Here is a 23,392-nt window from a genome sequence, read left to right as displayed (position 1 = left end):
GGCTAACGGCTGGCCGAGGCGGGGACATCGTCGCGGCCGGCCACAGAGAGCAAGGTGAAAAACATGAAAGAAGGTGCGATGCTGGGCATCGGCGGCGCTACCGTGGCACTGCTGGCTGGTGTGGTGGGAATGGTGGCTTCGTACGACTACGTCAACGATCCACTGATCAGCCAGGCGCGGGCGGTGACCGCCGATGCTGGGGCGCATGCGGATGGCGGGCACGACCAGATGCACGGTCGACCTGAAGCCGGGAATGCACTGCTGACGGCGGCAACCAAGTCCGCCAGCGGCGTCACGCAGTACACCTGCCCCATGCATCCGAACATCGTCACGGCCCAGCCGGGCAGCTGCCCGATCTGCGGCATGCACCTGGTCAAGGCCGGCGCCACCCAGTCGATGCCGCAGCACCAGCACGCGCAGCAATCCGCTGCCGCCGCGCCGATTGCCGTGACCGTGGGCGATGCCGCCTACCGGCAGATGGGCATCGCGGTGGAGGTCGTCACGCACCGCCAGTTGAAGCCGGTCATCAACACCTATGCCGTGCTCGAATCCGACCAGGGACGTGCCACGTCCGCCACGCCGAAGTTCGAGGGCTGGATCAAGCGCCTGGGCGTCGCCGCAACCGGCGAGCGGGTGCGTCAGGGCCAGGTGCTTTACGAGATCTACTCCGCCGAGGCGCAACAGCGCCAGCGCGACTACCTCGACCTGCTGACCCGCCGCGACGGCCTGACCTCCGGCGGCATGGCCGCGCTGGAACAGAGCAACGCGATGCTCGGCAGTCTTGCGCGCGAAATTGCCCGCCAGCGGGACCGCCTGCGCGAAGCCGAGATTCCGCCGGCGGTCATGGCAAAGCTCGATACGGAGCGCCGCATTACCGAGGTCATTCCCGTGCTGGCGCAGCGCGACGGCATCGTTTCCGCCATCAATGTCAGGCCCGGCGGCTTTGCCGGACCCAGCCAGCCGGTGCTGACCTACGGCGACCCGCGCGGCACTAGCGCCACGCTGTCGCTCTATCCCGATCAACTGCCACTGCTTGCGCAGGGTGGCCAGCTCACGCTGACCTCGGACACCGTGCCCGGCTGGCGCGCCACCGCGCCGCTGCGTGCCACCACGGCGGAGGTGGACCCGGCCACCCGCAAGGCCCGTGTGCGCGTGACGCTCAACCAGGTGCCCGCCGCCCTCGTCGCCGGCACCTTCCTCCATGCCATCGTCGAGGTCGCGGGCGAGACCACGCTAACGGCACCGCGCGATGCCGTGCTGCGCACCGGCCACGGGAGCTTCGTCATGGTCGCGCTGGGCGAAGGACGTTTCGTGCCGACCGAGGTGCGGCTGGGCAAGGAAGACGCCGAGCGCGTTGAGATTGTCGACGGACTGGCCGAAGGCGCGGCAATCGCCGTGAACGGCCAGTTCCTGCTCGGTGCGGAGGCTTCTCTGGCGGCCACGCGCCAGCGCATGGGCGGCGGCGCGGCCGCGAAAGAGATCCTGTAACGACAAGGCAACAGCGCGGCGGCAGCGCATCCGCCCCAATGACATCGGCATGACGGAGAACATATCGTGATAGGACGCATCATCGACTGGTCCATAGCGCATCGCGCGGCCGTCCTGCTTGCCGCGGCGATGCTTTGCGTGGCGGCCATCGTCTCGCTGCGCAGCCTGCCGCTCGATGCCCTGCCCGATCTCTCCGATACGCAGGTCATCGTCAAGACCGACTACACCGGGCAGCCGCCTCAATTGGTCGAGGATCAGGTGACCTATCCGCTGGCCAGCGCGATGCTGTCCATTCCGGATGCCGACGCCGTGCGCGGCTTCTCCATGTACGGCCAGTCCTACCTGTACATCGTCTTTCGTGATGGCGTGGCGCCTGCCGTGGCGCGTGCGCGCGTGACCGAGCAACTCAACCAGATCCGCGACCGCCTGCCCGCCGGCGTGTCGCCCACCTTGGGTCCGGATGCCTCGGGCGTGGGCTGGATCCTCGAATACGCGTTGGAGGACCCATCCGGGCAGGTGCCGCCGGATCGGCTCAAGGCACTGCAGGACTACTATCTCGCGCCGGAACTCCGCGCCATCCCCGGCGTGGCGGAAATCGCGGGTGTGGGTGGCAAGGGTCGGCAGTACGAGATCCAGGTGGATCCGCAGCGGCTGGCATCGCTCGATCTCTCGATCGCGGATGTTGCCGGCGCCGTGCGCGAGAGCAACCAGGCCATCGAGGGCGGCGCGTTCGAGCTGGCGCGCTCGCGACTGGTGGTGCGCGCCAATGGCCTGCTGCGCAAGCCTGCCGACCTGGCCGAGATTCCCGTGGCGAACAGTGCAGACGGCGGCGCGATCCGGCTCCGGGATGTCGCCACCATCGCCACCGTGCCGCGCCCCACCGAGGGTGCCGTCGACGTGGACGGCCACGGCGATGCCGCCAGCGCCATTGTGGTCATGCGCCAGGGCCAGAACACCCTCGACACCATCGAGCGGGTCAAGACGCGCCTGGGCCAGTTGCAGGGCGGTCTGCCGGCGGGCGTGAAGGTGACCATCCAGTACGACCGCTCCTCGCTCATTCTGCGCGCCGTCGATACCCTGCGCACCAAACTGATCGAGGAATCGCTGGCCGTCGCGCTCGTCTGCCTGGTGTTCCTGCTGCACCTGCGCTCGTCGCTGACCGCCATCGTCACGCTGCCGGTCGGCATTCTCGGCGCCCTGCTCGTGCTGCGGTTGCAGGGCAGCACCGCCAACATCATGTCGCTGGGCGGCATCGCGATTGCCGTGGGGGCGATGGTGGACGCCGCCATCGTCATGGTGGAAAGCATGCACCGGCGCCTGGAAAAGGAACCCGACCCCGCACCCGCGCGCCGCTGGGAGATGGTGCGCGCCAGCGCGAACGAGGTGGGCCCCTCGCTGTTCCTCTCGCTGGTGGTGATCGCCGTGTCCTTCCTGCCGGTCTTCGCGCTGCAGGGGCAGGAAGCGAAGCTGTTCTTCCCGCTGGCCTTCACCAAGACCTATGCGATGGCCTTCGCGGCCGGGCTGGCCATCACGCTGACGCCGGTGCTGATGGGCTACGCGGTGCGCGGCAAGATCCGTGGCGAATCCCGCAACCCCGTCAGCCGTGTCCTGCGTGCCGTGTATGCGCCGCTGCTCTTCGGCACGCTGCGCCATGCCCGTCTGGCGCTGGTCGCCGGCCTCGCCCTGGTGCTGAGCGCCGCGTGGCCGCTCTACCGGCTGGGCAGCGAGTTCATGCCGCCCTTGGACGAAGGCGACCTGCTCTACATGCCGACCACGCTGCAATCGGTCTCCGCCGCCGAGGCGCAGCACCTCCTGCAGATGACCAATCGCATGATCCTGCAGGTACCGGAGGTCGAGCACGTGTTCGGCAAGGTGGGTCGTTCGGACTCGGCCACTGATCCGGCGCCGCTGTCGATGATCGAGACCACTATCCGCCTGCATCCGCGCGACCAGTGGCGCCCCGGCACGTCGATCGAGGACGTGATCGCAAAGCTGGACGCCGCCGTGCGCGTGCCAGGCCTGACCAACTCCTGGGGCTATCCCATCCGCACGCGCATCGACATGGTGTCTACCGGCATCCGCAGCCAGCTCGCGCTCAAGGTCAGCGGGCCGACACTCGCGGGCATCGACACCATGGCCGGCGAGATCCAGGCCGTGCTCAACCGGGTGGAAGGCACGCGCTCGGTGTTTGCGGAGCGCGCGGGCAGCGGCCGTTATCTGGATATCGACATCGACCGCGCCGCGGCCGGGCGCCTCGGCATCCGCATCGCGGACATCCAGGGTGTGATCGAAGGCGCGCTCGGCGGCCAGCAGTTGACGGTGATGACCGACGGGCGGGAGCGCATCCCGGTGACGCTGCGGCTGCCGGCCTGGCAACGCGAGACGCCGGACGCCATCGGCGCGCTGCAGGTCAAGGCGCCATCCGGCGCGCTCGCGCCACTGCGCGATCTGGCGCACATCCGCATCAGCGATGGCCCCACCGAGATCAAGAGCGAGAACGCCAAGCTGATCGGCTACGTGTTCGTCGACGTGGCTGGCGCCGATATCGGCGGCTACTACCGCCGCGCCAGCGCCGCGCTGGCGGCGGCCGGCATCCACCAGCAGGGTTACACCGCCACCTGGACCGGGCAGTACCTGCAGTTCGAGAACGCGTCCGCCAACCTCGCACTGATCGGCATCGCCACGGCTGCGCTGGTGCTGGGCCTGCTCTACCTGCACTTCCGCAGCCTGCGGCGCGTGCTGCTGGTGCTGCTCTGCCTGCCCGCCGCCGTGGCCGGGGGCGTGTGGCTGGTGTGGTGGCTGGACTACCAGATGTCGGTCGCGGTTGTGATCGGCCTGATCGCGCTGGCCGGGGTGGCCACCGAGTTCGGCGTGGTCATGGTGCTCTACCTCGACCGGGCGGTCGGCCGCTGGCGGCATGATGGCGGGCACCTCGGCTCGGCGGGCTTCTACCGCGCCGTGGTGGGCGGCGCGCTGCTGCGGCTGCGGCCCAAGGCCATGACGGTCTCGGTGATCCTTGCCGGGCTGCTGCCGGTCATGCTGTCCGACGCCACGGGCGCTGACGTGATGAAGCGGATCGCCGCACCGCTGCTGGGTGGGATGCTGTCGGCGCCGGTGTTCTCGCTGCTGCTGATGCCGGCGCTCTACGTCATGCTGTTCCGCGAGCGTGCCGCCCGCGCGCCGCGCCTCGGCACACTGGATAGGGAGGTACGGGTATGAGCACGAACGCCCCAACCCGGCCATCGGCCCACCCCGCACCCATCGCACTCGGGGAACGGGTGCGGAAGGCGGCCCGCGCGTTGTATCACCTGCTTGGCTCGATGCGCTTCGCCGTGGCGATCCTCGTCATCGTGGCGCTGGCGGCCTGCATCGGCAGCATCGTGCCGCAGAACGCCGGGCCGGCCGCCTATGTCTCCCAATACGGCACGACCTGGACGGCGGTGCTGGTGTTCCTCGGCATGACCGACGTTTACCACGCGAGCTGGTTCGGCGCGCTGCTGGTGGTCATGTCCACGTCGACGGCGATCTGCGTGGTGCGCAATACGCCCGCCATGCTCCGGCAGGTCTTCGATCGGCAGGATCAGGTGAACCGCAAGTTCGTCGAGACCCTGCCCTGCCGCGTGCGCTTCCGTCACGACGCAGGCGAGGCCGCACTGCTGGCCACCCTGATGCCGGCGCTGCGGCGCGAGCGCTTTCGTGTCGCCACACGGCGGACTGCCGATGGGGCGCTGCTGGTGGCGGCGCGGCGCGGTGGCGCGCGGCGCGTCGGCTATATCCTGACGCACGCCGCAATCGTCCTGATTACCGTGGCTGCGTTCCTTGACAGCGATCTCGCCGTGCGGGGCCGCGTGCTGGCCGGCCTCCAGCAGATCGAGACCCGCGACCTGCCCGTCGATGCCGTGCCGCCCAGCAGCGTGCTGCCGGCCGGCACGCTCAGCTATCGCGGCCAGCTCACCCTTGCCGAAGGTGAATCGGCCAGCAACGCCATCGTCCCCATCGGGGATGGCTATCTGGTCCAGCCGCTGCCGTTCACCGTGCGGCTGCACCGCTTCCACATCGAGCGCTATCCCAACGGCCAGCCCCGGGACTTCGTCAGCGACCTGGAGATCCAGTTGCCCGGGCAGCCGCCGACACGCCACGCGCTGCGCGTCAACCATCCGCTCGCCGAGCACGGCGTCACGCTCTACCAGTCCGGATTTGCCGATGGTGGCAGCACGCTGAACCTGCGCATGCTCTCCCGGACTGGCGCGGCGGTGCCGCTGGCGGCCACCGTGGGCAGCGATGTGCCGCTGCTGATCGATAACGCGCCCTGGACGTTCCAGGCGAGCGACCTGCGCATGGACAACATCCAGGACACCGGCAACGCGCCGGCACAGGGGCTGCTGCGCCGCTACCTCGAAGGCCGCTCCGGCACCGTCGCCGACCTGGGACCGACCATCGAATACGTGCTGCGCGACCCGGCTGGCCAGCCCCGCACCATGGTGACGTACCTGCGGCCGCTGACCTTTGGCGGCGACCGCTACTTCGTCAGCGGCGTGCGCCGGGCGGATGGCGAGGGCTACGAGTACATCCGCGTGCCTGTCGATGCGGACGGATCGGCGACCACGTTCGAGCGATTCGAGCGCCAGCTGCAGGATCCCGCCGCGCGGCAGCGTGCGGCGCGCCGGATACTGGCCAAGCCCTCCGCGGAAATGGCGGACGTGGCGGCCCGTGCGCTGGAGGTGTTCGCCCATGACGGCTCGCCCGGCATCGCCGCGCTGGTGGAAGCGACGGTGCCCGAGGCGGAACGCGGCGCAGCCACCACGCTGCTCTCCGGCCTGGTGGTGCGCGCCGCGCGCGCGCTGGCCGCCGAGGACGACGAGCAGGGTCCACAGGACGCCTCCGCCCGGCGCCGCCTGCAGGACCTGCTGAACGCCCACGACGACATGGTGGCCAGTGACGCGCCCGCGTGGGCGCTGGCCGGCACCGTCAGCCAGCGCGCCGCCTCCGGCCTGCAGGTCGCCCGGCGTGGTGGCGATGCGCTGTTGATCGTCAGCCTGTCGATGCTGGCCATCGGCGTGTGGCTGCTGTACGCGGTGCGCGAGCGGCGCCTGTGGCTGTGGTGGGACCCCGCCAGCCGCGTGGCGGTGGCCGGTCTGCGCGCCAATCGCAAGATGCCCGGGCTCGAAGCGGAACTGGCTGCATGGCTGGCGCCGCTCGGCCCCCTCCCGCCGGTGGACGCCGGCAACCGTGACTTATCGGAACCATCATGAAAACTGCCATTGCAGAGCCCGCCCCGGCGGGTGCCTCCGCCCCCGCCCTGAACGCCGCTGCGGTGGGAAACCCGCCACCGGCGGGCGCCTTACCCGGCAAGCTGTTCGCCATCGCGCTGGCGGGCGGGGTCGCCGTCTGCTACGCACGCTGGTGGGCGGCCATGGACGGCTACGAGGTCGTGATCCTCGCGCTGGCCGCCGCCGGGCTGGTCTATGCCGGCAACGCGTGGCCGCCCCTGCGGGCGTTCATGGCCGGCACGGGTGCCGTGGCATCGCTGCTCTGCTGGCAGCTCGGCCGCGATATCGGCGGCGCCGTGGCCGTCGGCAACCTCGCCAGCGGCCCGGTGAGCCAGCCGGTGTTGCTGGGCTCGGGCGCGCTGATCGGCGTTGCCACGCTGGCCTCCATCGCCGGCTGGGTAGGACAGCGGGCGCGCCTGGCCGCGATCGGCCGTGCTGCCACGTGGAGCGGGCTGGGGCTCGCGGCTGCGGCCTTCCTCACGCGCTGGTACGAGTCGTACCGCATCGGTGCCGGCATGGGCCACATACCGGTCAGCAATCTCTATGAGGTGTTTGTCGTCTTCATCATCCTGACCGGCCTGATGATGCTGTACATGGCGTCCCGCTATCGCGCGGCGGGGTTCACGGTGTTCACCCTGCCGCTGCTGTGCGCGGCCTACGCCTTCCTGTTCTGGTATGGCGGCGCGCGCGGCGCAGGCGCGATCACGCCGTTGATTCCGGCGCTGCAGTCGTATTGGATGAAGCTGCACGTGCCGGCGAACTTCCTCGCCTATGGCGCGTTCTCGATCGCAGCCATGCTCGGCGGCGCGCGCCTGCTGTCGGGACGGCGTTTCATGAGGTCGCGCATGCCGGATCCGGCATGGATCGACGAAGCGGTGTACCGCGCCATCGCGAGCGGCTTCGCCTGTTTCACGGTCGCCACGATCCTCGGGGCGCTGTGGGCGGCGGAAGCCTGGGGCGGCTATTGGTCATGGGACCCCAAGGAAACCTGGGCCCTGGCGGTCTGGCTGAACTACGCGGCGTGGCTGCACCTGCGCATGCTGGGCAAGGTGAGCGCGCCCGTGCTGGCGTGGTGGGCGGTGGCCGGCCTGTTCGTCACGCTCTTCGCCTTCCTTGGCGTCAACATGTACCTGGCTGGCCTGCACTCGTACGGTTCACTCTGAACGCGGCCGACGGTTACAAAGCGCTCACACCGCGCGCACGTCCACCAATTCGCCTGCCGCGCCACGCTCCCCTTGGGGATCGACGATATCGGCGATGGCCATGGTGACGCTGACGCCCGAGAACAGGAACGCGACGGCGAGGGCGAAAAGGGTGGCGACTTCCATGAAGCACTCCAGCTACGTTTAGGAGTTTCCATTATATGATGCGTCGCACCATCTGTAAATATTTTGTATGTGGTATATCACGAGAGATTGAGCATCTCGCCTGGAAATGATCGATCAGTCGCTTTCCGTCTCTTTTCTGCATCGATCGCCGAATTCCCGGGCGGCCCAGTCGAGAAACGCCCTCACCCGTGGCGATAGCTGCCGGGACCGCTGATACAACAGCGAGACCGGCGCCGAAGGCGGCGGCGTGTCCGGCAGGATCTCCACCAGTTCGCCATCGGCCAGTTCCCGTTCGATATGGAAGCGCGGCACCTGGGCCAACCCTAGCCCCAGCTTGATCCCGGCCAGGTAGCTTTCCGTCCCGGTCACGGTCAGTACGGCCGGTATCGATACGGCCTGTATTTCCCCGTGGACGTCGAACTCCAGCGGCGTGACATTCCCCGTCGTAACCGATCGGATGCCCACCATCTGGTGCCCGTCGAGCGATGCCAGGCTCGTTGGCGTGCCGAACCGCGCCAGGTAAGCCGGCGTGGCGCAGGTCAGCCGGTCCAGGGTCGCCACTTGCCGCGCCACCAGCTCGCTATCGGGCAATTTGCCATAGCGGAGCACGCAATCGACGCCCTCCTGCACCATGTCGACCCAGCGGTCGCCCTCGCTCATCGAGATCTGGATATGCGGATGCCGGGCGAGGAAGTCCGGAAATCCCGGCAGCAGGAAATGGCGCGCGATTGTGCCCTGCACCTCCAGCCGCAGCAGCCCCTTCGGCTCGGCGCCGTTGAAGGCGCCCTCGGCGTCCTCGATGTCGTCCAGGATGGTCAGGCAGCGCCGGTAGTACGCCTCCCCGTCCAGCGTCGGCCGCACTACGCGCGTGGTCCGCTGCAGCAGCCGAACTCCCAGCCGCCCCTCCAGATCGTGGATGACCTTGGTCACCGTCGATCTCGGCACCTCCATGTCGTGCGCCGCCAGCGTAAAGCTGCGCCGCTCCACCACCCGCGTAAATAGCCGCATTGCGTCGAACCGGTCCACCCCACCCTCCGCCGATTGTTTCCCTGCCAGAACAAGTGCGGGCAATTTTAGACCGATTATCTATCCGCTCCAATCGCGCATAGTTCACTCAACCCGCAGCGCCACACAGCGAATGGCGGCCACCCAACCCCGGAGAAGAACCATGAGCACCACCCAGAACAGCACCCAAGCCAAGTCCAACCAGCAGGTCGCCATCGTGACCGGCGCCTCACGCGGCATCGGCGCCGCCATCGCCCGCCGGCTGGCGCAGGAGGGCTTCACCGTCGTCGTCAACTATGCCGGCAGCGCCAGCGAGGCCGAGGCGCTGGTGGCCGAAATCGAAGCCGCCGGCGGCCGGGCGATTCCGGAGCAGGCCAATGTGGCCGACCCGGCCGCCGTGGCGCGCATGTTCGATGCCGCCGAAGCCGCTTTCGGTGGTGTGGACGTCCTCGTCAACAACGCCGGCATCATGAAGTTGGCGAAGCTGGCCGACAGCGACGACGCCTTGTTCGACAGCCAGATCGCCATCAACCTCAAGGGCACGTTCAACACGCTGCGCGAAGCGTCGCGCCGCCTGCGCAACGGCGGCCGAGTGATCAACCTGTCGTCGAGCGTGGTCGGCCTCTACCAGCCCGCCTACGCGGTGTACGCCGCCACGAAGGCCGGCGTGGAAGCCATGACGCATGTGATGACGAAGGAAATGCGCGGCCGGAACATCACGGTGAACGTCGTGGCGCCCGGCCCCACTGCCACCGCCCTGTTCCTCGACGGCAAGCCGCAGGAAGTCATCGACAACCTCGCCCGGCTCGCCCCGCTGGAGCGCCTGGGCGCGCCGGAGGACATCGCCAATACCGTGGCCTTCCTGGCCGGCCCCGATGGCGCCTGGGTCAACGGGCAAACCATCCGCGTCAACGGCGGCATCATCTGATGCAGGAGCGGAGTCCATCATGAAGAAAGTCATCCTCATCACCGGCGCGTCGAGCGGCTTCGGCCGCCTGACCGCCGAGGCCCTCGCCAAGGCCGGTCACACGGTCTACGCCTCCATGCGCAACACGGCCAGCCGCAATGCCGAAGTCGTGGCGCAAATGGCTGCGTTCGCCCGCAGGCATGACGCTGATCTGCGTACGGTGGAGCTGGACGTACAGTCGCAGCCGTCCATCGATGACGCCGTGGCCAGCATCCTCGCCGCCACGGGCCGCATCGACGTGCTGATGCATAACGCGGGCCACATGGCCTTCGGCCCCGCCGAGGCGTTCACGCCGGAACAATTCGCCCAGCTGTACGACATCAACGTGCTCAGCACCCAGCGCGTGAACCGCGCGGTGCTGCCCCATCTGCGCCGCCAGAAGCAAGGGCTGCTGGTCTGGGTCTCGAGCAGCAGCTCGGCCGGCGGCACCCCGCCCTACCTCGCCCCCTACTTCGCGGCGAAGGCGGCGATGGATGCCATCGCGGTCCAGTACGCGCGCGAGTTGTCGCGCTGGGGCATCGAGACATCGATCATCGTCCCGGGCGCGTTCACCAGCGGCACCAACCATTTCGCGCACACGGGGTTGCCTGCCGATACCGCGCGCGCGGAGGAATACGAGTCGGGCCCTTATCCCGGCTTTGGCGATGAAATCCAGCACGCGTTCGCCGGCATCGTGCCGCCCGATGCGGATGCGGGACAAGTGGCCGACGCCATCGTCGATGTCGTCAACGCGCCGTTCGGCAAGCGGCCGTTCCGCGTGCATGTCGATCCGACGCAGGACGGCGCCGACGTCGGCTTCGCCGTGCTGGACCGCCTGCGTGCCGAGATGCTCCATCGCGTGGGCATGGGAGATCTTCTCGTGCCGCGCGTCGCGCAGTGAGCACGCTGCAATCTCTACGACCTCGTAACATTTTCCCCCACGCTTCTTCCATCACAACTGCACCGAGACACTGCATCATGCCCTGATGCAGTGCTCTCACGTCACCGCTTCATTACTAGTGTTGCGTGACGCGCGCATGACCCTTGTCGCACGCGGCCAACCGAACGGCCGTACTAAGTATTGCGATATACAGTCCTTACACTTCCTTACAGCACGCCCCCGTCAAACTGACTACCTTTGAATCGCTCCGGCAATGCCATGCCGATCCCATCCGCGATATGGTGTCACGGAGCATCAATGGGCGTGTAACGCCTCGCTGTACCGGTCCGCTTTTGTGGGCCTCTCAAATGACCGGCCTGCCTGCCCGGTCTGGAAGTAAAGCCAGTTCCGGCGCGTAGCAACAGCCCGGGACCACGCGCATAAGAACTACCTGGGGACGACGACGTTGCGCCTCCGCGCGCGCCAACACCGCGTGCGGGGTGCAGCTTTTGCCCGTGATTTCCGCGATTCCGCTCCGGCCATCGCGGTGGGGACGCTTTTGCCCGTTTTTTGACGGGCGCTGACTATTGTTCGGAGGATGGCATGCAGAACGACAAGCCCGACAACAAACCAACGTTGCCGACGCGCCGGCCCACCTCCCCCGCGCCCCCGCCCGGCGGTAAGCTCGACGACCCCCTCGTCGCGCGGCGTGGCGGCACGCTGAGCCTGCGGCCGCTGTGGCAGATCGTGCCGCGGCTGGCCAGCTACGGGATGGTGGCCTTCATCATCTGGGTGGTCCTCTCCGTGATGTTCCCGCCCGTGTTCACGCGGTCTTCCGAGCGCGCCGTGGTGAACAGCCCCGTGAACCTCGTCACCACGCCGGTCGAAGGCATCGTGACGAAGCAGATCGTGGCTGTGGGCAGCACCTTCGCGCAGGGGCAGTCGCTGATGACGCTCCAGAATCCCAATACCGACCGCTCGCTGCTGGTGGAACTGCTCGGCAAGCAACTCGACAACCAGAAGCGCTATGAAGCCGCCAAGGCCAAGCTCGAGGGCAACCAGGCGCGGCTGGCGTCCACCGGCGACGACATCAAGCGCTACCAGTCGGCGGCGCAGCGCGAGCATGCGTCCAAGCTGCGCGGCATCGAGGCGCGGCTCTCCGTGGCCAAGCAGCAGATCGACCAGCAGACCGACCTCGTCAATCGCAACCAGGCCATGCAGTGGGCCGGGGCGGTGAGCCAGGCCTATACCGATGCCTCGCGCAACCAGCTCACCGTGCTGGCCGGCAATCGGGATGCGATCCAGGCCGAACTGGATACCGCACGCGGCAGCAGCGAGGCGGCGCGCGGCAAGGTGTACATGTCGAGTACCGACGGCGCGCTGGGCTCGCTCGCGCAACGGCAGGACGAGTTGCGCGCGGAGAACGTGCAGCTCGAAGCCGAGATCAAGCAGTTGGAGGAGTACGGCCAGTCGGTCGACAAACTCGTCGCCGCCGAGCAGGAGCGCGTGGAGCGGGTCACCAACCTCGACATCAAGGCCTATGGCGGCGGCATCGTCGAGGATGTGACCGCCCCGCCGGGTACGCGCGTGGCGGCCGGCGCCACCTTGATGCGCACCACCAACTGCGCCCAGCCGAGCGTGGTGGCGGTGTTCCCGCGCAGCCTCAGCAAGGACCTCCTGCCCGGCGCCAAGGTCAAGGTGCAGGTCGATGGCGTGGCCGTGCCGCTGTCGGGCGCGGTGTCCGAGATCCTGCCGCGCGCCCCCGATGGCGACCAGGCGCGCTACTTCGTGCCCTTCCCGCCCATCGAGAAGAACGAGATCTATCTGATTGCCAAGCTGAACAAGCCTCTGCCTGACTTGCCCGGCAGCAGCGGCAGCGGCACGGACCGCTGCGCGCTCGGCCACTGGGCCAAGGTCAGCCTCGATCGCTCGTGGTTCAAGAGCCTGATCTGAGATCGATTGCGTTCGACTGGATCGGCAATCCGCCACGTTCCCCACGCCCGCAGGAAGGAGACCTCGCCGTGCAGCGTTATTCCCTACCCTCCCAAGCGCTGGCGTGCGCGGGGGCCTGCCTGATGGCCGCCACGCTCGCCACGCCGCCCCCCGCCATGGCCGCGCCCCCGGTTCCGCCCGACGCCGCGCGCCAGCAACTGCGCGATGGCGCCTGCCAGGCGCTGACCGCGCGCGTCGGCGCCTTGCCCGGCAAGGGCCCGGTCATGCTCGGCAGCTACGAGCCGGCCCCCGGCGGCGAGCCCCTGCCCGCCCCGCTGCGCCAGTCGGCCTTCGTCTATGACAACGCGCTGGCCGGCATCGCCCTCATTGCCTGCGGGCAGCCCGCCGCCGCGCGCCGGATTGCCGATGGCGTGGTGGCCGGCGTCACGCGTGACCGCCACTACCACGATGGCCGCGTGCGCAACGCCTACCGCGCCGGCGCCGTGCCCGATGGCCCGGTGCCGCTGCCGGGCTGGTGGGACGAGCCGAGCAAGAAATGGTTCGAAGACCGCTACCAGGTGGGCACGGCCACCGGCAATGTCGCCTGGGCCGCGCTGCTGCTGCTGGCGGTCTATGAATCGACGCAGGACCGCCGCTACCTGGACACCGCCGGCACGCTGATGGGCTGGATCGACAAGCAGACCTTCGCCAGCGAGCCCCCGGCGGCCTTTATCGGCGGATTCTTCGGCCATGAGCCCGCGCCGCAGCGGCAGGGCTGGAAGTCCACCGAACACAATGTCGATGCCTACGCGGCTTTCCGCTGGCTGGGCCGCTACAGCGATGACCCGCGCTGGCGCACCGGCGCGGACCGCGCCAAGCGCTTCGTGGAGGCGATGTGGCAGCCCGGCGAAGGCCGCTTCGTCATCGGCACGCGCGACGATGGGCGCTCGCTCAACGCCGGGCCGTCCGCGCTCGATGCCTCGCTATGGCCGCTGATCGCCGTGCCCGAATCGGCCAATACCTGGCGCCGCGCGCTGGACTGGACGCGGAGCCGCCACGCCGTGGGCGGCGGCTACGGCTTCAACGCCAGCCCCGATGGCGTCTGGACGGAAGGCACCGGACAGGCCGCGCTGGTCCTGCGCGCCATGGGCCGCGAGGAAGAGGCCCGCCCGCTCTGGCCGCTGCTGCTGGCCCAGCGGGCGCCCTCGGGCTACCTCTTTGCCACGCCCGAGCGCCGCATCCGCACCGGTCTCCAGATCGGCCCGGACAGCACCACCGACGATTTCTACTACTACCACCTGCCCCACCTCGGGGCCACCGCGTGGGCCATCCTGGCCGCGGCCGGCTGGAATCCGTTCCAGCCCGGCGGACGACAGGCCGACACCGCCAATGTCGCCAACAAGGAGTGACGATGTTCGCCGATTTTCTCGAAAACCGGATGCTGATGGAGATCAACGCCGGCGCCTTCCTGATCGCGGTGCTATGCCTGCGCGGCAGCCGCCATCGCGCGGCGGACCGTTGGCTGTTCGGCATCGCCGCCGGGGTGCTGCTGTCGTGCTACTACGTCTGGCGCTGCACGCAGACCCTGCCGGACTGGCGCATGGACTTCCCGAGCGTGTGGTCGTACGCGTTCTTCGGCTTCGAGACCCTGACGATTGCCTACACGCTGATCTCGATCGTCACGCTGACGCGCACCTCGGACCACAGCGCGGCGGCCGATGCCGGCGAGGCGGTCCTGCGCCGCAGCCCCGAGGTGCCGCAGGTGGACATCTTCATCGCCACCTATAACGAGGGGCTGGACGTACTCGAAAAGACCATCGTCGCCGCACTGGCCATCGACTATCCCAACTTCCGCGTCTGGGTGCTCGACGATACCCGGCGCGACTGGCTCAAGGACTTCTGCGGCACGGTCGGCGCGCGCTACGTGACCCGTCCGGACAACACCCACGCCAAGGCTGGCAACCTCAATAACGGGCTGCAGCACAGCGCGGAGGCGGGCGGCGCGCCGTTCATCATGGTCCTGGACGCGGACTTCGCGCCGAACCGGAACATCCTGCTGCGCATCATCGGCCTGTTCGACGACCCCGTGGTCGGCGTGGTGCAGACGCCGCAGTTCTACTACAACGCCGACCCGATCCAGTACAACCTGCGCTCCACCGAATGCTGGGTGGACGAGCAGCGGGCCTTCTTCGACGTCATGCAGCCGGCCAAGGACGCCTGGGGCACCGCGTTCTGCATCGGCACTTCGTTCGTGGTGCGGCGCGACGCGCTGACCAAGATCGGCGGATTTCCGACCGGCACGGTCACCGAGGACATCCACCTGACCTACCGCCTGATGCCGCACGGCTACATCACGCGCTGGCTCAACGAGCGGCTCAGCGTGGGCCTGTCTGCCGAAGGGCTGCCTGAGTACATCAGCCAGCGCAGCCGCTGGGGGCTGGGCACGATCCAGGTGGCGCTCACCGCCGATGGCCCCCTGCGCGGGCGCGGCTATTCGCTGCGGCAGCGGCTGCACTACGTGCACGGCCTGCTCCACTGGCTGAGCCGCCCGTTCACCTTGATGCTGCTGGCCGGCCCCCTGCTCTACTGGTATTTCAACGTGCCGACGCTATATGGCGATCCGGTCCAGTTCCTCGCCTATGGCGTGCCGGCGCTGCTACTGTACTGGGCCTACAGCATCTGGATCACCGGCTCGCGGGCGATGCCGATCTTCACCGAGGTCACCCAGATCGTGGCGGCACTGGCGGTGACCGCCACGCTGGCCAGCGCCGTGTTCAAGCCGTTCGGGCGACCGTTCAAGGTCACCAACAAGGGGCTGGACCGCTCGAAGCTGGTGATCCACGGCAAGTTCGCCGCGCTCTACGGCGGAATGTTCCTGCTCACCGGCATGGGGCTGGCGCGTGCCGTGGCCGCCGATGGCTCGGCGCCCGGCCTGGCCTTCAACATCGGCTGGACGCTGGTGTCGATGGTGCTGTACTTCGCCTCCCTGCTGGTGTGCTTCGAGCTGCCGCGCCCCCGCAAGGAAGAACGCTTTCCGCACCGGGAGCGCGCCGTGCTGCGGCTCTTCGGCAAGGATGGCAACGCCTACGAATTCCACGGCACCACGCGCGACCTCTCCTGCAACGGCGCGGGCCTGCTGCTCGACGGCAACGCGGCCGTCACGCGCGGCATGGACGGCGCCGAAGGGGCGATCTGGCTGGAACCGCTGGGCTGGGTGCCCTGCCGCGTGGCGCGTGCGCGCGGCAACCTCGCCGGCGTGGCGCTGCGCCCCGACACGGCCGCCCGCCACCGCCTGATCCGCCTGCTGTTCAGCGAGCCCGCACACAACATCGCAGACCGTGGCCGGCCCGGCGTGGCCATCGCCCAGCTGCTGCGACGCGCTTTTTCGGGATAACCACCATGACCAAGACAATCACGACGATGCGCTACCTAGTCCCCCTGCTCCCGCTGGCGCTGGTCGCCTGCACGCTCGAACCCACCTACCAGCGGCCCGAGTCGCCGGTGCCCCAGCAATGGCCGACCGGCGCCGCGTACCAATCTGGCGCATCCGGTGCCCAGGCGGCCTCACCGGGGCAAGCGCAGGCGCAGGCACCCGCCGCCAGCCTGGGCTGGGAAGATTTCTTCACCGATGCGCGCCTGCGCCGGCTGATCGAACTCGCGCTGGCCAACAATCGCGACCTGCGCATTGCCACGCTGTCGATCGACCAGGCGCGCGCGCAGTACCGCATCCAGCGGGCGGCGCAGTTCCCGGCCATCAATGGCAGCGCCGGCTTCGCCAGTTCGCGCATCAGCGGCGACCTGCGCCCGCCGGGGCAGGACCCGATCATCAACGCGTGGACCGCCGGCGTGGGCTTCAACGCCTTCGAACTGGACCTGTTCGGCCGCGTGCGCAGCCTCAAGCACGAGGCGCTGGAGCAATACCTCGCCATCGAGGAGGTGCGCCGCAGCGCGCAAATCAGCCTCGTGGCCGAGGTTGCCAGTGCCTACCTGACGCTCCGGGCCGATCAGGAACTGCTGAAGATCTCGCAGGACACGCTCAAGGTGCAGGAAGACGCCGCGCAGATGATCGACCGCAGCAAGCGCGCGGGCGGCATGGCCCAGCTCGACACCCATCGCGCCCAGACCCAGCTGGAGACGGCGCGCGTGGGCGTGGAGCAGTACACGCGCCAGGTGGCGCAGGATGAAAACGCGCTGGCGCTGCTGATCGGCGGGCAACTGCCGGCCGACTTGCCGGCGCCGCAGCCGTTCGAGAACAATTCCTTCGTGGCCGAATTGCCGGCCGGGCTGCCCTCCACCGTGCTCGAGCAGCGGCCAGACATCATGGCCGCCGAACACCGGCTCAAGGCGGCCAACGCCAATATCGGCGCGGCGCGGGCGGCCTTCTTCCCGACCATCTCGCTGACCGCCAGCGTCGGCGCGGCCAGCAGCACGCTGGCGGGGCTGTTCTCGGGCGGCATGGCCTGGGTCTTCGCGCCGCAGATCACCCTGCCGATCTTCAATGCGGGCGCCAATCAGGCGCGCCTGACCGTCTCCGAGGTGCAGAAGGACATCAACGTGGCCGCCTACGAGAAGACCATCCAGGGTGCCTTCCGCGAAGTGGCCGACGGGCTGGCCGCGCGCGGCACCTACGACCGCCAGACGGCTGCGCAGGAGGCGCTGGCGAAGGAGATTACCGAGACGCGGCGCCTGTCGGAAATCCGCTTCAAGAATGGGGTGGATGACTACTTCGGCGTCTTCGATGCCCAGCGGCAGCTCTACAACGCCCAGCAGACGCTGGTGACGATCCGCCTCGCGCGGCTGACCAGCCGGGTGGGCCTGTACAAGGCGCTCGGCGGCGGATGGACGCAGGCGACGGTGGCCCAGCCGGCCCAGCCCGCACCCGGCGCGCCAGCCGCGCCAGCCGCCCCCGCCGCGAAAGCTGCCACGCCGGCCGTCACGCAGCCGGTTGCGCAGGCACGGTGAACTGGACCACGGCGCCCCGGGGCTGGTTCGGGCTCGCCCAGAGCCGGCCGCCGTGGGCCTCGATGATCGACCGGCAGATCGACAGCCCCATGCCCAGGCCCGTGGCCTTGGTCGTGTAGAACGGGGCGAACACGCGCTCGGCGTCTTGCGGCGCAAAGCCTGGGCCGGTGTCGCTCACCGTCACCAACACGCTGCCGGCCTCGGCCTGCACGGTGCGGATAAGCAATTGCCGGGCACCGTCGCCGCTGCCGCCCATGGCCTCCAGCGCGTTCATGATCAGGTTGAGCAGCACCTGCTGCAGTTCCACGCGGTCGCCTTCGATGGCTGGCAAGCCATCCGCAAGCTGCGCCTGCACCGTGGCGCGGCCCTTGTCGGCTTCGCCACGGGTCAGCTCGACCACCTCGCCGATCGCCTGATTGATGTCCACCAGCTCCTTGCGCGGCGGCGCCTTCTTGATCAGCTGGCGGATGCGCCCGAGCACGTCCCCCGCGCGGTTGGCGTCCTTGACGATACGGGTGAGCGCCTGGCCCACCTCGTCGATATTGGACGGTTTCGCGCCCAGCCAGCGCAGTGCCGCCTGCGCATTGGTCACCGTCGCCGCAATCGGCTGGCTGACTTCGTGCGCGATCGACGCCGCAAGCTGCCCCATGGTGGCCACGCGGTTGGCGTGCGCCAGTTCGGCCTGGACTTCGCGATAGCGCTGCTCGCCCTGGTGGACCCTTTCCTCGGCCTGCTTGCGCTCGGTCAGGTCGAGCACGAACGCCACGCCCTCCTTCCGGCCGGCTTCGAACGTGGCCAGGCCGACGATGACCGGCAAGTAGCTGCCATCCTTCCTGACGTACGCCTTCTCGAAGGGCCGCGCGTGCCCCGTCCGCACGGCCTCGGCCAGTGCATGGTGGTTGACCGGGCGCAATTCCCGCGGCGTCAGGTCGTCCCAGCCCACGCGCCCCGAGAGCAGTTCCTCGCGCTCATATCCCACCATGCGCAGGAAGGCATCATTGGCTTCGAGAATCTCGCCCTCGCCCCGCCAGAAGACGATCCCGATGATGTTGGCGTCCACGAGTCGCCCGATCTTCGCTTCCCGTTCCGCCACGTCGCGGTACAGCCGGGCGTTTTCCAGCGAGATGGCGGCCTGCGAGGCCAGCAGCTTCAGCACTGCGATCTGGGCCGGGCAGAACACGCGGGCGGTCAGGTTGTTTTCGAGGTACAGCGCGCCGATGAGCTTGGCCTGGTTCATCAGCGGCAGGCAGAGCACGGAGCGGGCGCGATGCTGGCGAATGTACGGGTCGGCGGAGAAGGACGGCTCGGCCACGGCGTCGTCGAGGAACACGTTCTCGCGCGTGCGCAGGGCATGGTAGAGGACCGATTCCGGCAGCATGGCCGCGCTCACGGGCGCCGCGCGCAGTTGCAGCAGGATCGCGTCGCTGCCGGTCGTGGCTTCCGCCGCAATTCGCAGTTCGCCGCCGTCCGACAGGATCAGCAGGCCGCGTTCGGCGCCGGCCTGCTCGATGGCCGTGCGCATGATCATCTCGATCAGGTTGTCCAGGACGATTTCGCCCGAGGCGGCCTGTGACACCTTGATCACGGTGGCAAGGTCGAGATGTTCGACTGGCGTGGCGATGGTGTTCGTCGCCCCGGGCGCGGCTTCCTCCGTCCGCAGTTGCGGATATTCGGCCTCCAGCTGCCGCACCTTGCCCGCAGCGCCCCAGCGCAGGTAGCCGTAACGGGCGTCCCGAAAATAGACACGGGCGATCTTCGCCAGACCACGCGCCGCATAGAAGCGTGCCGCGAGTTCGTTGACAAGCGCCTCATTGTGCACATAACCGCCATCCTGCGCGCGCTGGATGGCGGTCTCGTAGCCAAGTTCGGCGTCCACCACGCGGTCTTCGAGCCGGGCGATTTCGGCAGCCACCAGCGCGGCATGGCCGGCAAAGTTCTCCGGGCAGAGATCGGCCCAGATGCGGAGTTCGCGCTGCTGAGCGGCCAGGATGTCCATATGTGGCTGGCGGTCGTCGGCTGGCATGGCGGTGCACAGGCCGGCCCGGGCCAGCGCGCTATAGAAGACGTACTCGCCCTCTTCGATGAACCCGTGCGCGGCCGGCAGCAGCGGTTCTGCCCGGGACGCGGCCTCCAGGGCGCCCGCATGGTCGCCGGCGACATAACGCGCCTGCAGTTTGCGGATCCAGTACCAGCAGGCGTTCAGGATGGAGCCCATGGGCAGGCGGCCCTCGACCTGGGCTTCGTTGAACTGCGCGTCGTCCAGGGTGCCGAATGCCGGCGTCAGGCCGCGCAACATCCGGATCAGCGCAAGCTGGGTCTCCATGAAGCCGATGACGAGGCCGAAGCGCTTCATCTTCACGTAGGCCAGGCCGCGTTCGGTTTCGCTCTGGGTCTCCGCCAGCGGCGTGCCGATGAACAGCAGGTTGGCGGCGAGGCTGTTGCAGACGAAGGCGCCGAACGGCACGTCGCCAGTCCGGTTCGCGGCGTCGAAGGCGCGGCGCAACTGGTCGTTGGTGGTCCGCACAGGCTCCGCCCAGCGCCGGGCGAACAGCGCGTAGGACAGGTAGGTGCGGGCTTCGTAGTGATCGAGCCCGCGCCGCTCCGCCAGTTCGCAGCCAAGCTGGCCGAACTGGAAGGCGCGCGCGTAGTCGCCAAAGCGCCGCCCGACCACCCGGGGCACGTTGGTGTAGGCCACGCACGAGGCATCGGCGTTGCCGTGCTCCAGACTGAGGTTGGTCGCCTTGCAGATGGTCAGGGACGCGAGGTTGGCATCCGTATGCGACGCCGGCACGAAAAGCTTGATCAGGACGTCGACGGTACCGATCGAGGCGGGATCCTCCATCGGCGGCGAGTCGATCAGCGTTTCGATCGGCCGATCGCCGAGTTGGGACCGGATGCGCGCGTACTCGGCCTGCACCGCCGTCTCGTCCGGGTGCGGGGACCAGTCGATCCCCACATGGCGGAGGAAGGCGAGGCAAACGGCGATGGCGTTGTCGCGCTGGCCGAGCACCACGTAGATGTCCACCTGCCAGCAGGTGACCTGGGCACGTTCGACCGTCGTCGTGGCGCGCGCGGACAGCGCCGCGAACCGCGCTTCGGCCACCGGCGCCTGCCCGGACAGGAACTCGCACTGGGCGCGACCCGACTCCAGCGCGAATCGCAGCGCAGGCCGGCGGACCCAGCCGTCGTCGTTCAGGAGGGCCGCGCCCGCCGCGAAATAGGTGAGCGCCGAGGCGTAGGCCGTCGCCGCCTTGGCGCGCTCACCGGCCAGCAGGTTGAATTCCGCCAGTTGGTCCCGCTCGTCCTGTTCGGTGATCAGCGCGGCGCCCCGGTTGAGCTGGCCCACGATCTCGAAGATCGCGCCTTGGCGCTCGCCCGGTGCCGTCTGGGCGGCAATCAGCCGCCCGACCCGGAGGTGGGCCTCGGCGCGCGAGGCTTCGGGGATCATCGAATAGGCGGCTTCGTGGATCCGGTCGTGCACGAAGGCGTAGGCGCCCTCCTGCCGCTCGACCAGCTCCTGGCGAATCGCCTCCCAGAAGGCCGCGTGGACCTGCCCTTCGGCCATGCCGAGGATGGTCGAGAGCGTGGTGATGCCGGCGACGTTGCCGAGGCAGGCCAGTTGCTGCAAGGCCTGCTGGGTCGCGTCGGGCAGGCGGGCCAGCTTGCCGACCATCAGCTCCACCACGTTGTCGGTGTAACCCTTGGCGTGGATGCGGTCGGCCTCCCAGCGCCAATCCCGGGCGGCATGGTCGAAGGTCAGCAGGTTCTCATCGACCAGCCCGTGCAGGAACTGGATCACGAAAAACGGGTTGCCGACGGTCTTGTCCCAGATCAACTGCGCCAGCGGCGCGATGCGCGCCGGCTCGCCATGCAGCGACTCTGCCACCAGTTGCTCGACATGGCCGCCGGTAAGCGGCGCCAGCCGGATTTCGTCGATCCTGACGCCCTTGCCGCGAATGGCGCGCAGCGTGCCCGCCAGCGGATGCGCGTCGTCGACCTCGTTGTCGCGATAGGCACCGATCAGCATCAGGTAGCGCAGGTCCGCATGGCTCAGCAGGTCTTCCAGCAGGGCCAGCGTGGCGGCGTCGAGCCACTGGAGGTCGTCGAGAAACAGCGCCAGCGGATGCTCGGCCCGGGCGAATACGCCGATGAAGCGCCGGAAGACGAGCAGGAAGCGGTGCTGCGCCTGCTGGGGCTCCAGTTCGGCCACCGGCGGCGGCTCGCCGATGATCAGCTTCAGTTCCGGGATCAGGTCCGTCATGAGCCGCGCATTGGGCTCCAGCGCCTCCAGCAGCGCGCCGCGCCAGCGTTCGAGCTCCGCATCGGGCTTGCCGAGCAGCGAGCGCACCAGGCCCTGGAAGGCCTGCACCAGCGTGGAATACGGGATGTCGCGCTTGTACTGGTCGAACTTGCCGGACGCAAACAGCCCGCGCGGCGGCACCTGCACCCGGTGCAGTTCATTGACCACCGACGACTTGCCGATGCCGGAATAGCCGGAGACCAGCACCATCTCCGGCACGCCGCCGTCGACGATCCGCGCGAAGGCGTCGAGCATCGTATCGACCTCCTGCTCACGCCCGTACAGCTTCTCGGGTATCCGCAGCCGGTCGCGCGTGCCGTGCCCGTCGAGTGGGAGTGCGTCGATGCTGCCCTGCCGCCTCCAGTCGTCCAGACAGCGCCGCAGGTCATGCTCGAGCCCGGCGGCGGTCTGGTAACGCTCCTCGGCCGTCTTGGCCAGCAGCTTCGCGACGATGTCGCAGAGCATGTCCGGGATGGTCTCCACCCGCGTGCGCGCCGCCACCGGGAGGCGGGCGATATGGCAGTGGACCCACTCCATGGCGTCGGTCGCCACGAATGGCAGCACACCGGTCAGCATCTGGTACAGCGTGACGCCCAGGGCATAGAGGTCGCTGCGCGAGTCGATCGACCGGTTCATCCGCCCGGTCTGCTCGGGCGCCATGTAGGCGAGCGTGCCGGCGATGGTCTCGGGCGGCTCCGGGGCCTGCCGTTCGCGTGGCAGCCGCGAGGCAAGGCCGAAACCGGTGAGCCGGGCCTGGCCGTCGGCGCAATTCACGAGGATATGGGTGGGCTTGAGGTCCTTGTGGACCAGCCCGCGCTGGTGCAGCTTGCCCAGTGCCGATGCGATGCCGATGGCGTGCCCCAGGAACGTCTCCGTCTCCATCGGCACGCCCAGTTGCTGCGAAAGCGGTTCGCCGCCGGCGTCCTCCAGGATCAGCAGGCTCCGGCCACCTTCGTGGACCAGTGCCAGCGGACGGGCGGCCCAGCTGCCATCCAGTTCGTCCTTCAGGCCGAATTCGTGGGCGAGGCGATCCAGCGAGGCAGGCAGCGGGTGCTCGGCGGCGGGCCGCGCCAGCAGGACGGTCGGCCCGTTGCCGCCGCCCGGGTGCCGCCCTCGATGGAAGACGCGCTCCCCATCGTCCCACTGCATCTTCACGCTGTCATTCATTGGCACCGGCACCTGTTTATATCTATGCGCGAAAAGGCGCGGCGACAGGATATACCAAGCTACCAGCCGCAAGTCGCCAGTCAGGCACCGCGCGACAGGATTGTCCGACTTTCA

13 protein-coding genes are annotated in these 23,392 nt (G+C 68.7%); 10 read left to right on the top strand and 3 right to left on the bottom strand.

All coding sequences use genetic code 11. From position 1 onward, the window contains the following. The first annotated feature begins 63 nt into the window (after positions 1-63). From AC1DEL_RS02725 to ccsB, 4 genes are all read left to right on the top strand, one after another. Positions 64-1,488 (top strand): heavy metal-binding domain-containing protein, encoded by a 1,425-nt coding sequence (locus AC1DEL_RS02725; protein WP_092297912.1) that lies wholly within the window; start codon positions 64-66, stop codon positions 1,486-1,488. Positions 1,489-1,554: 66 nt separating this feature from the next. Next, positions 1,555-4,707: an efflux RND transporter permease subunit gene (locus AC1DEL_RS02720; RefSeq protein ID WP_477125172.1), complete on the top strand. Its 3,153-nt coding sequence runs from the start codon at positions 1,555-1,557 to the stop codon at positions 4,705-4,707. Next, positions 4,704-6,740 (top strand): cytochrome c biogenesis protein ResB, encoded by a 2,037-nt coding sequence (locus AC1DEL_RS02715; RefSeq protein ID WP_092297909.1) that lies wholly within the window; start codon positions 4,704-4,706, stop codon positions 6,738-6,740. The genes AC1DEL_RS02720 and AC1DEL_RS02715 overlap by 4 nt, the downstream gene beginning before the upstream one ends. Next, positions 6,737-7,921 (top strand): c-type cytochrome biogenesis protein CcsB, encoded by a 1,185-nt coding sequence (gene ccsB / locus AC1DEL_RS02710; RefSeq protein ID WP_477125171.1) that lies wholly within the window; start codon positions 6,737-6,739, stop codon positions 7,919-7,921. Before AC1DEL_RS02715 ends, ccsB begins: the two co-directional genes overlap by 4 nt. Before the next feature lie 24 nt (positions 7,922-7,945). On the opposite strand, the gene AC1DEL_RS02705 is transcribed toward ccsB, so the two are convergent. Beyond that, positions 7,946-8,086, bottom strand: a complete 141-nt coding sequence (locus tag AC1DEL_RS02705) for a hypothetical protein (RefSeq protein WP_454757086.1) — start codon at positions 8,084-8,086, stop codon at positions 7,946-7,948. 114 nt (positions 8,087-8,200) lie between these two features. After that, positions 8,201-9,112, bottom strand: a complete 912-nt coding sequence (locus tag AC1DEL_RS02700) for a LysR family transcriptional regulator (protein WP_454757087.1) — start codon at positions 9,110-9,112, stop codon at positions 8,201-8,203. 142 nt (positions 9,113-9,254) lie between these two features. Here AC1DEL_RS02700 and AC1DEL_RS02695 point away from each other — a divergent pair, with 142 nt between their 5' ends. From AC1DEL_RS02695 to AC1DEL_RS02670, 6 genes are all read left to right on the top strand, one after another. Continuing rightward, entirely contained in the window at positions 9,255-10,019 is a 765-nt protein-coding gene (locus tag AC1DEL_RS02695; protein WP_477125170.1) for an SDR family oxidoreductase, read from the top strand. Positions 10,020-10,038: 19 nt separating this feature from the next. After that, positions 10,039-10,938 carry an SDR family oxidoreductase gene (locus tag AC1DEL_RS02690; protein WP_441590901.1) on the top strand — a complete coding sequence of 300 codons (900 nt, stop codon included), beginning with the start codon at positions 10,039-10,041 and terminating at the stop codon, positions 10,936-10,938. A gap of 582 nt (positions 10,939-11,520) precedes the next feature. Beyond that, on the top strand, positions 11,521-12,870 hold the full coding sequence (locus AC1DEL_RS02685) for an HlyD family secretion protein (RefSeq protein WP_477125169.1): 1,350 nt from the start codon (positions 11,521-11,523) through the stop codon (positions 12,868-12,870). Between the two features lie 122 nt (positions 12,871-12,992). Further along, positions 12,993-14,258: a hypothetical protein gene (locus AC1DEL_RS02680; protein WP_477125307.1), complete on the top strand. Its 1,266-nt coding sequence runs from the start codon at positions 12,993-12,995 to the stop codon at positions 14,256-14,258. A gap of 2 nt (positions 14,259-14,260) precedes the next feature. Continuing rightward, a complete protein-coding gene (locus tag AC1DEL_RS02675) occupies positions 14,261-16,243 on the top strand; it encodes a glycosyltransferase family 2 protein (RefSeq protein ID WP_441590897.1) in 1,983 nt (660 codons plus the stop codon). 5 nt (positions 16,244-16,248) lie between these two features. Further along, on the top strand, positions 16,249-17,811 hold the full coding sequence (locus AC1DEL_RS02670) for an efflux transporter outer membrane subunit (RefSeq protein WP_441590895.1): 1,563 nt from the start codon (positions 16,249-16,251) through the stop codon (positions 17,809-17,811). Here AC1DEL_RS02670 and AC1DEL_RS02665 read toward each other — a convergent pair. Further along, positions 17,783-23,278: a trifunctional serine/threonine-protein kinase/ATP-binding protein/sensor histidine kinase gene (locus AC1DEL_RS02665; RefSeq protein ID WP_477125168.1), complete on the bottom strand. Its 5,496-nt coding sequence runs from the start codon at positions 23,276-23,278 to the stop codon at positions 17,783-17,785. The two genes, AC1DEL_RS02670 and AC1DEL_RS02665, sit on opposite strands and share 29 nt — an antisense overlap. Positions 23,279-23,392 lie beyond the last annotated feature (114 nt).

This window comes from Cupriavidus sp. 10L43_2 (assembly GCF_056395265.1).
The sequence above is the reverse complement of the archived record's forward strand: the minus strand, read 5'-3'. Positions and strand labels throughout refer to the sequence as shown.

What these genes read in the sequence shown, in the direction of transcription:
- AC1DEL_RS02680 (WP_477125307.1), top strand. Translation starts at nt 12,993, where the DNA reads ATGGCCGCCACGCTCGCCACGCCGCCCCCCGCCATGGCCGCGCCCCCG.
- AC1DEL_RS02665 (WP_477125168.1), bottom strand. Translation starts at nt 23,278, where the DNA reads ATGAATGACAGCGTGAAGATGCAGTGGGACGATGGGGAGCGCGTCTTC.
- AC1DEL_RS02695 (WP_477125170.1), top strand. Translation starts at nt 9,255, where the DNA reads ATGAGCACCACCCAGAACAGCACCCAAGCCAAGTCCAACCAGCAGGTC.
- AC1DEL_RS02690 (WP_441590901.1), top strand. Translation starts at nt 10,039, where the DNA reads ATGAAGAAAGTCATCCTCATCACCGGCGCGTCGAGCGGCTTCGGCCGC.
- AC1DEL_RS02715 (WP_092297909.1), top strand. Translation starts at nt 4,704, where the DNA reads ATGAGCACGAACGCCCCAACCCGGCCATCGGCCCACCCCGCACCCATC.
- AC1DEL_RS02685 (WP_477125169.1), top strand. Translation starts at nt 11,521, where the DNA reads ATGCAGAACGACAAGCCCGACAACAAACCAACGTTGCCGACGCGCCGG.
- AC1DEL_RS02725 (WP_092297912.1), top strand. Translation starts at nt 64, where the DNA reads ATGAAAGAAGGTGCGATGCTGGGCATCGGCGGCGCTACCGTGGCACTG.
- AC1DEL_RS02705 (WP_454757086.1), bottom strand. Translation starts at nt 8,086, where the DNA reads ATGGAAGTCGCCACCCTTTTCGCCCTCGCCGTCGCGTTCCTGTTCTCG.
- AC1DEL_RS02675 (WP_441590897.1), top strand. Translation starts at nt 14,261, where the DNA reads ATGTTCGCCGATTTTCTCGAAAACCGGATGCTGATGGAGATCAACGCC.
- ccsB (WP_477125171.1), top strand. Translation starts at nt 6,737, where the DNA reads ATGAAAACTGCCATTGCAGAGCCCGCCCCGGCGGGTGCCTCCGCCCCC.
- AC1DEL_RS02670 (WP_441590895.1), top strand. Translation starts at nt 16,249, where the DNA reads ATGACCAAGACAATCACGACGATGCGCTACCTAGTCCCCCTGCTCCCG.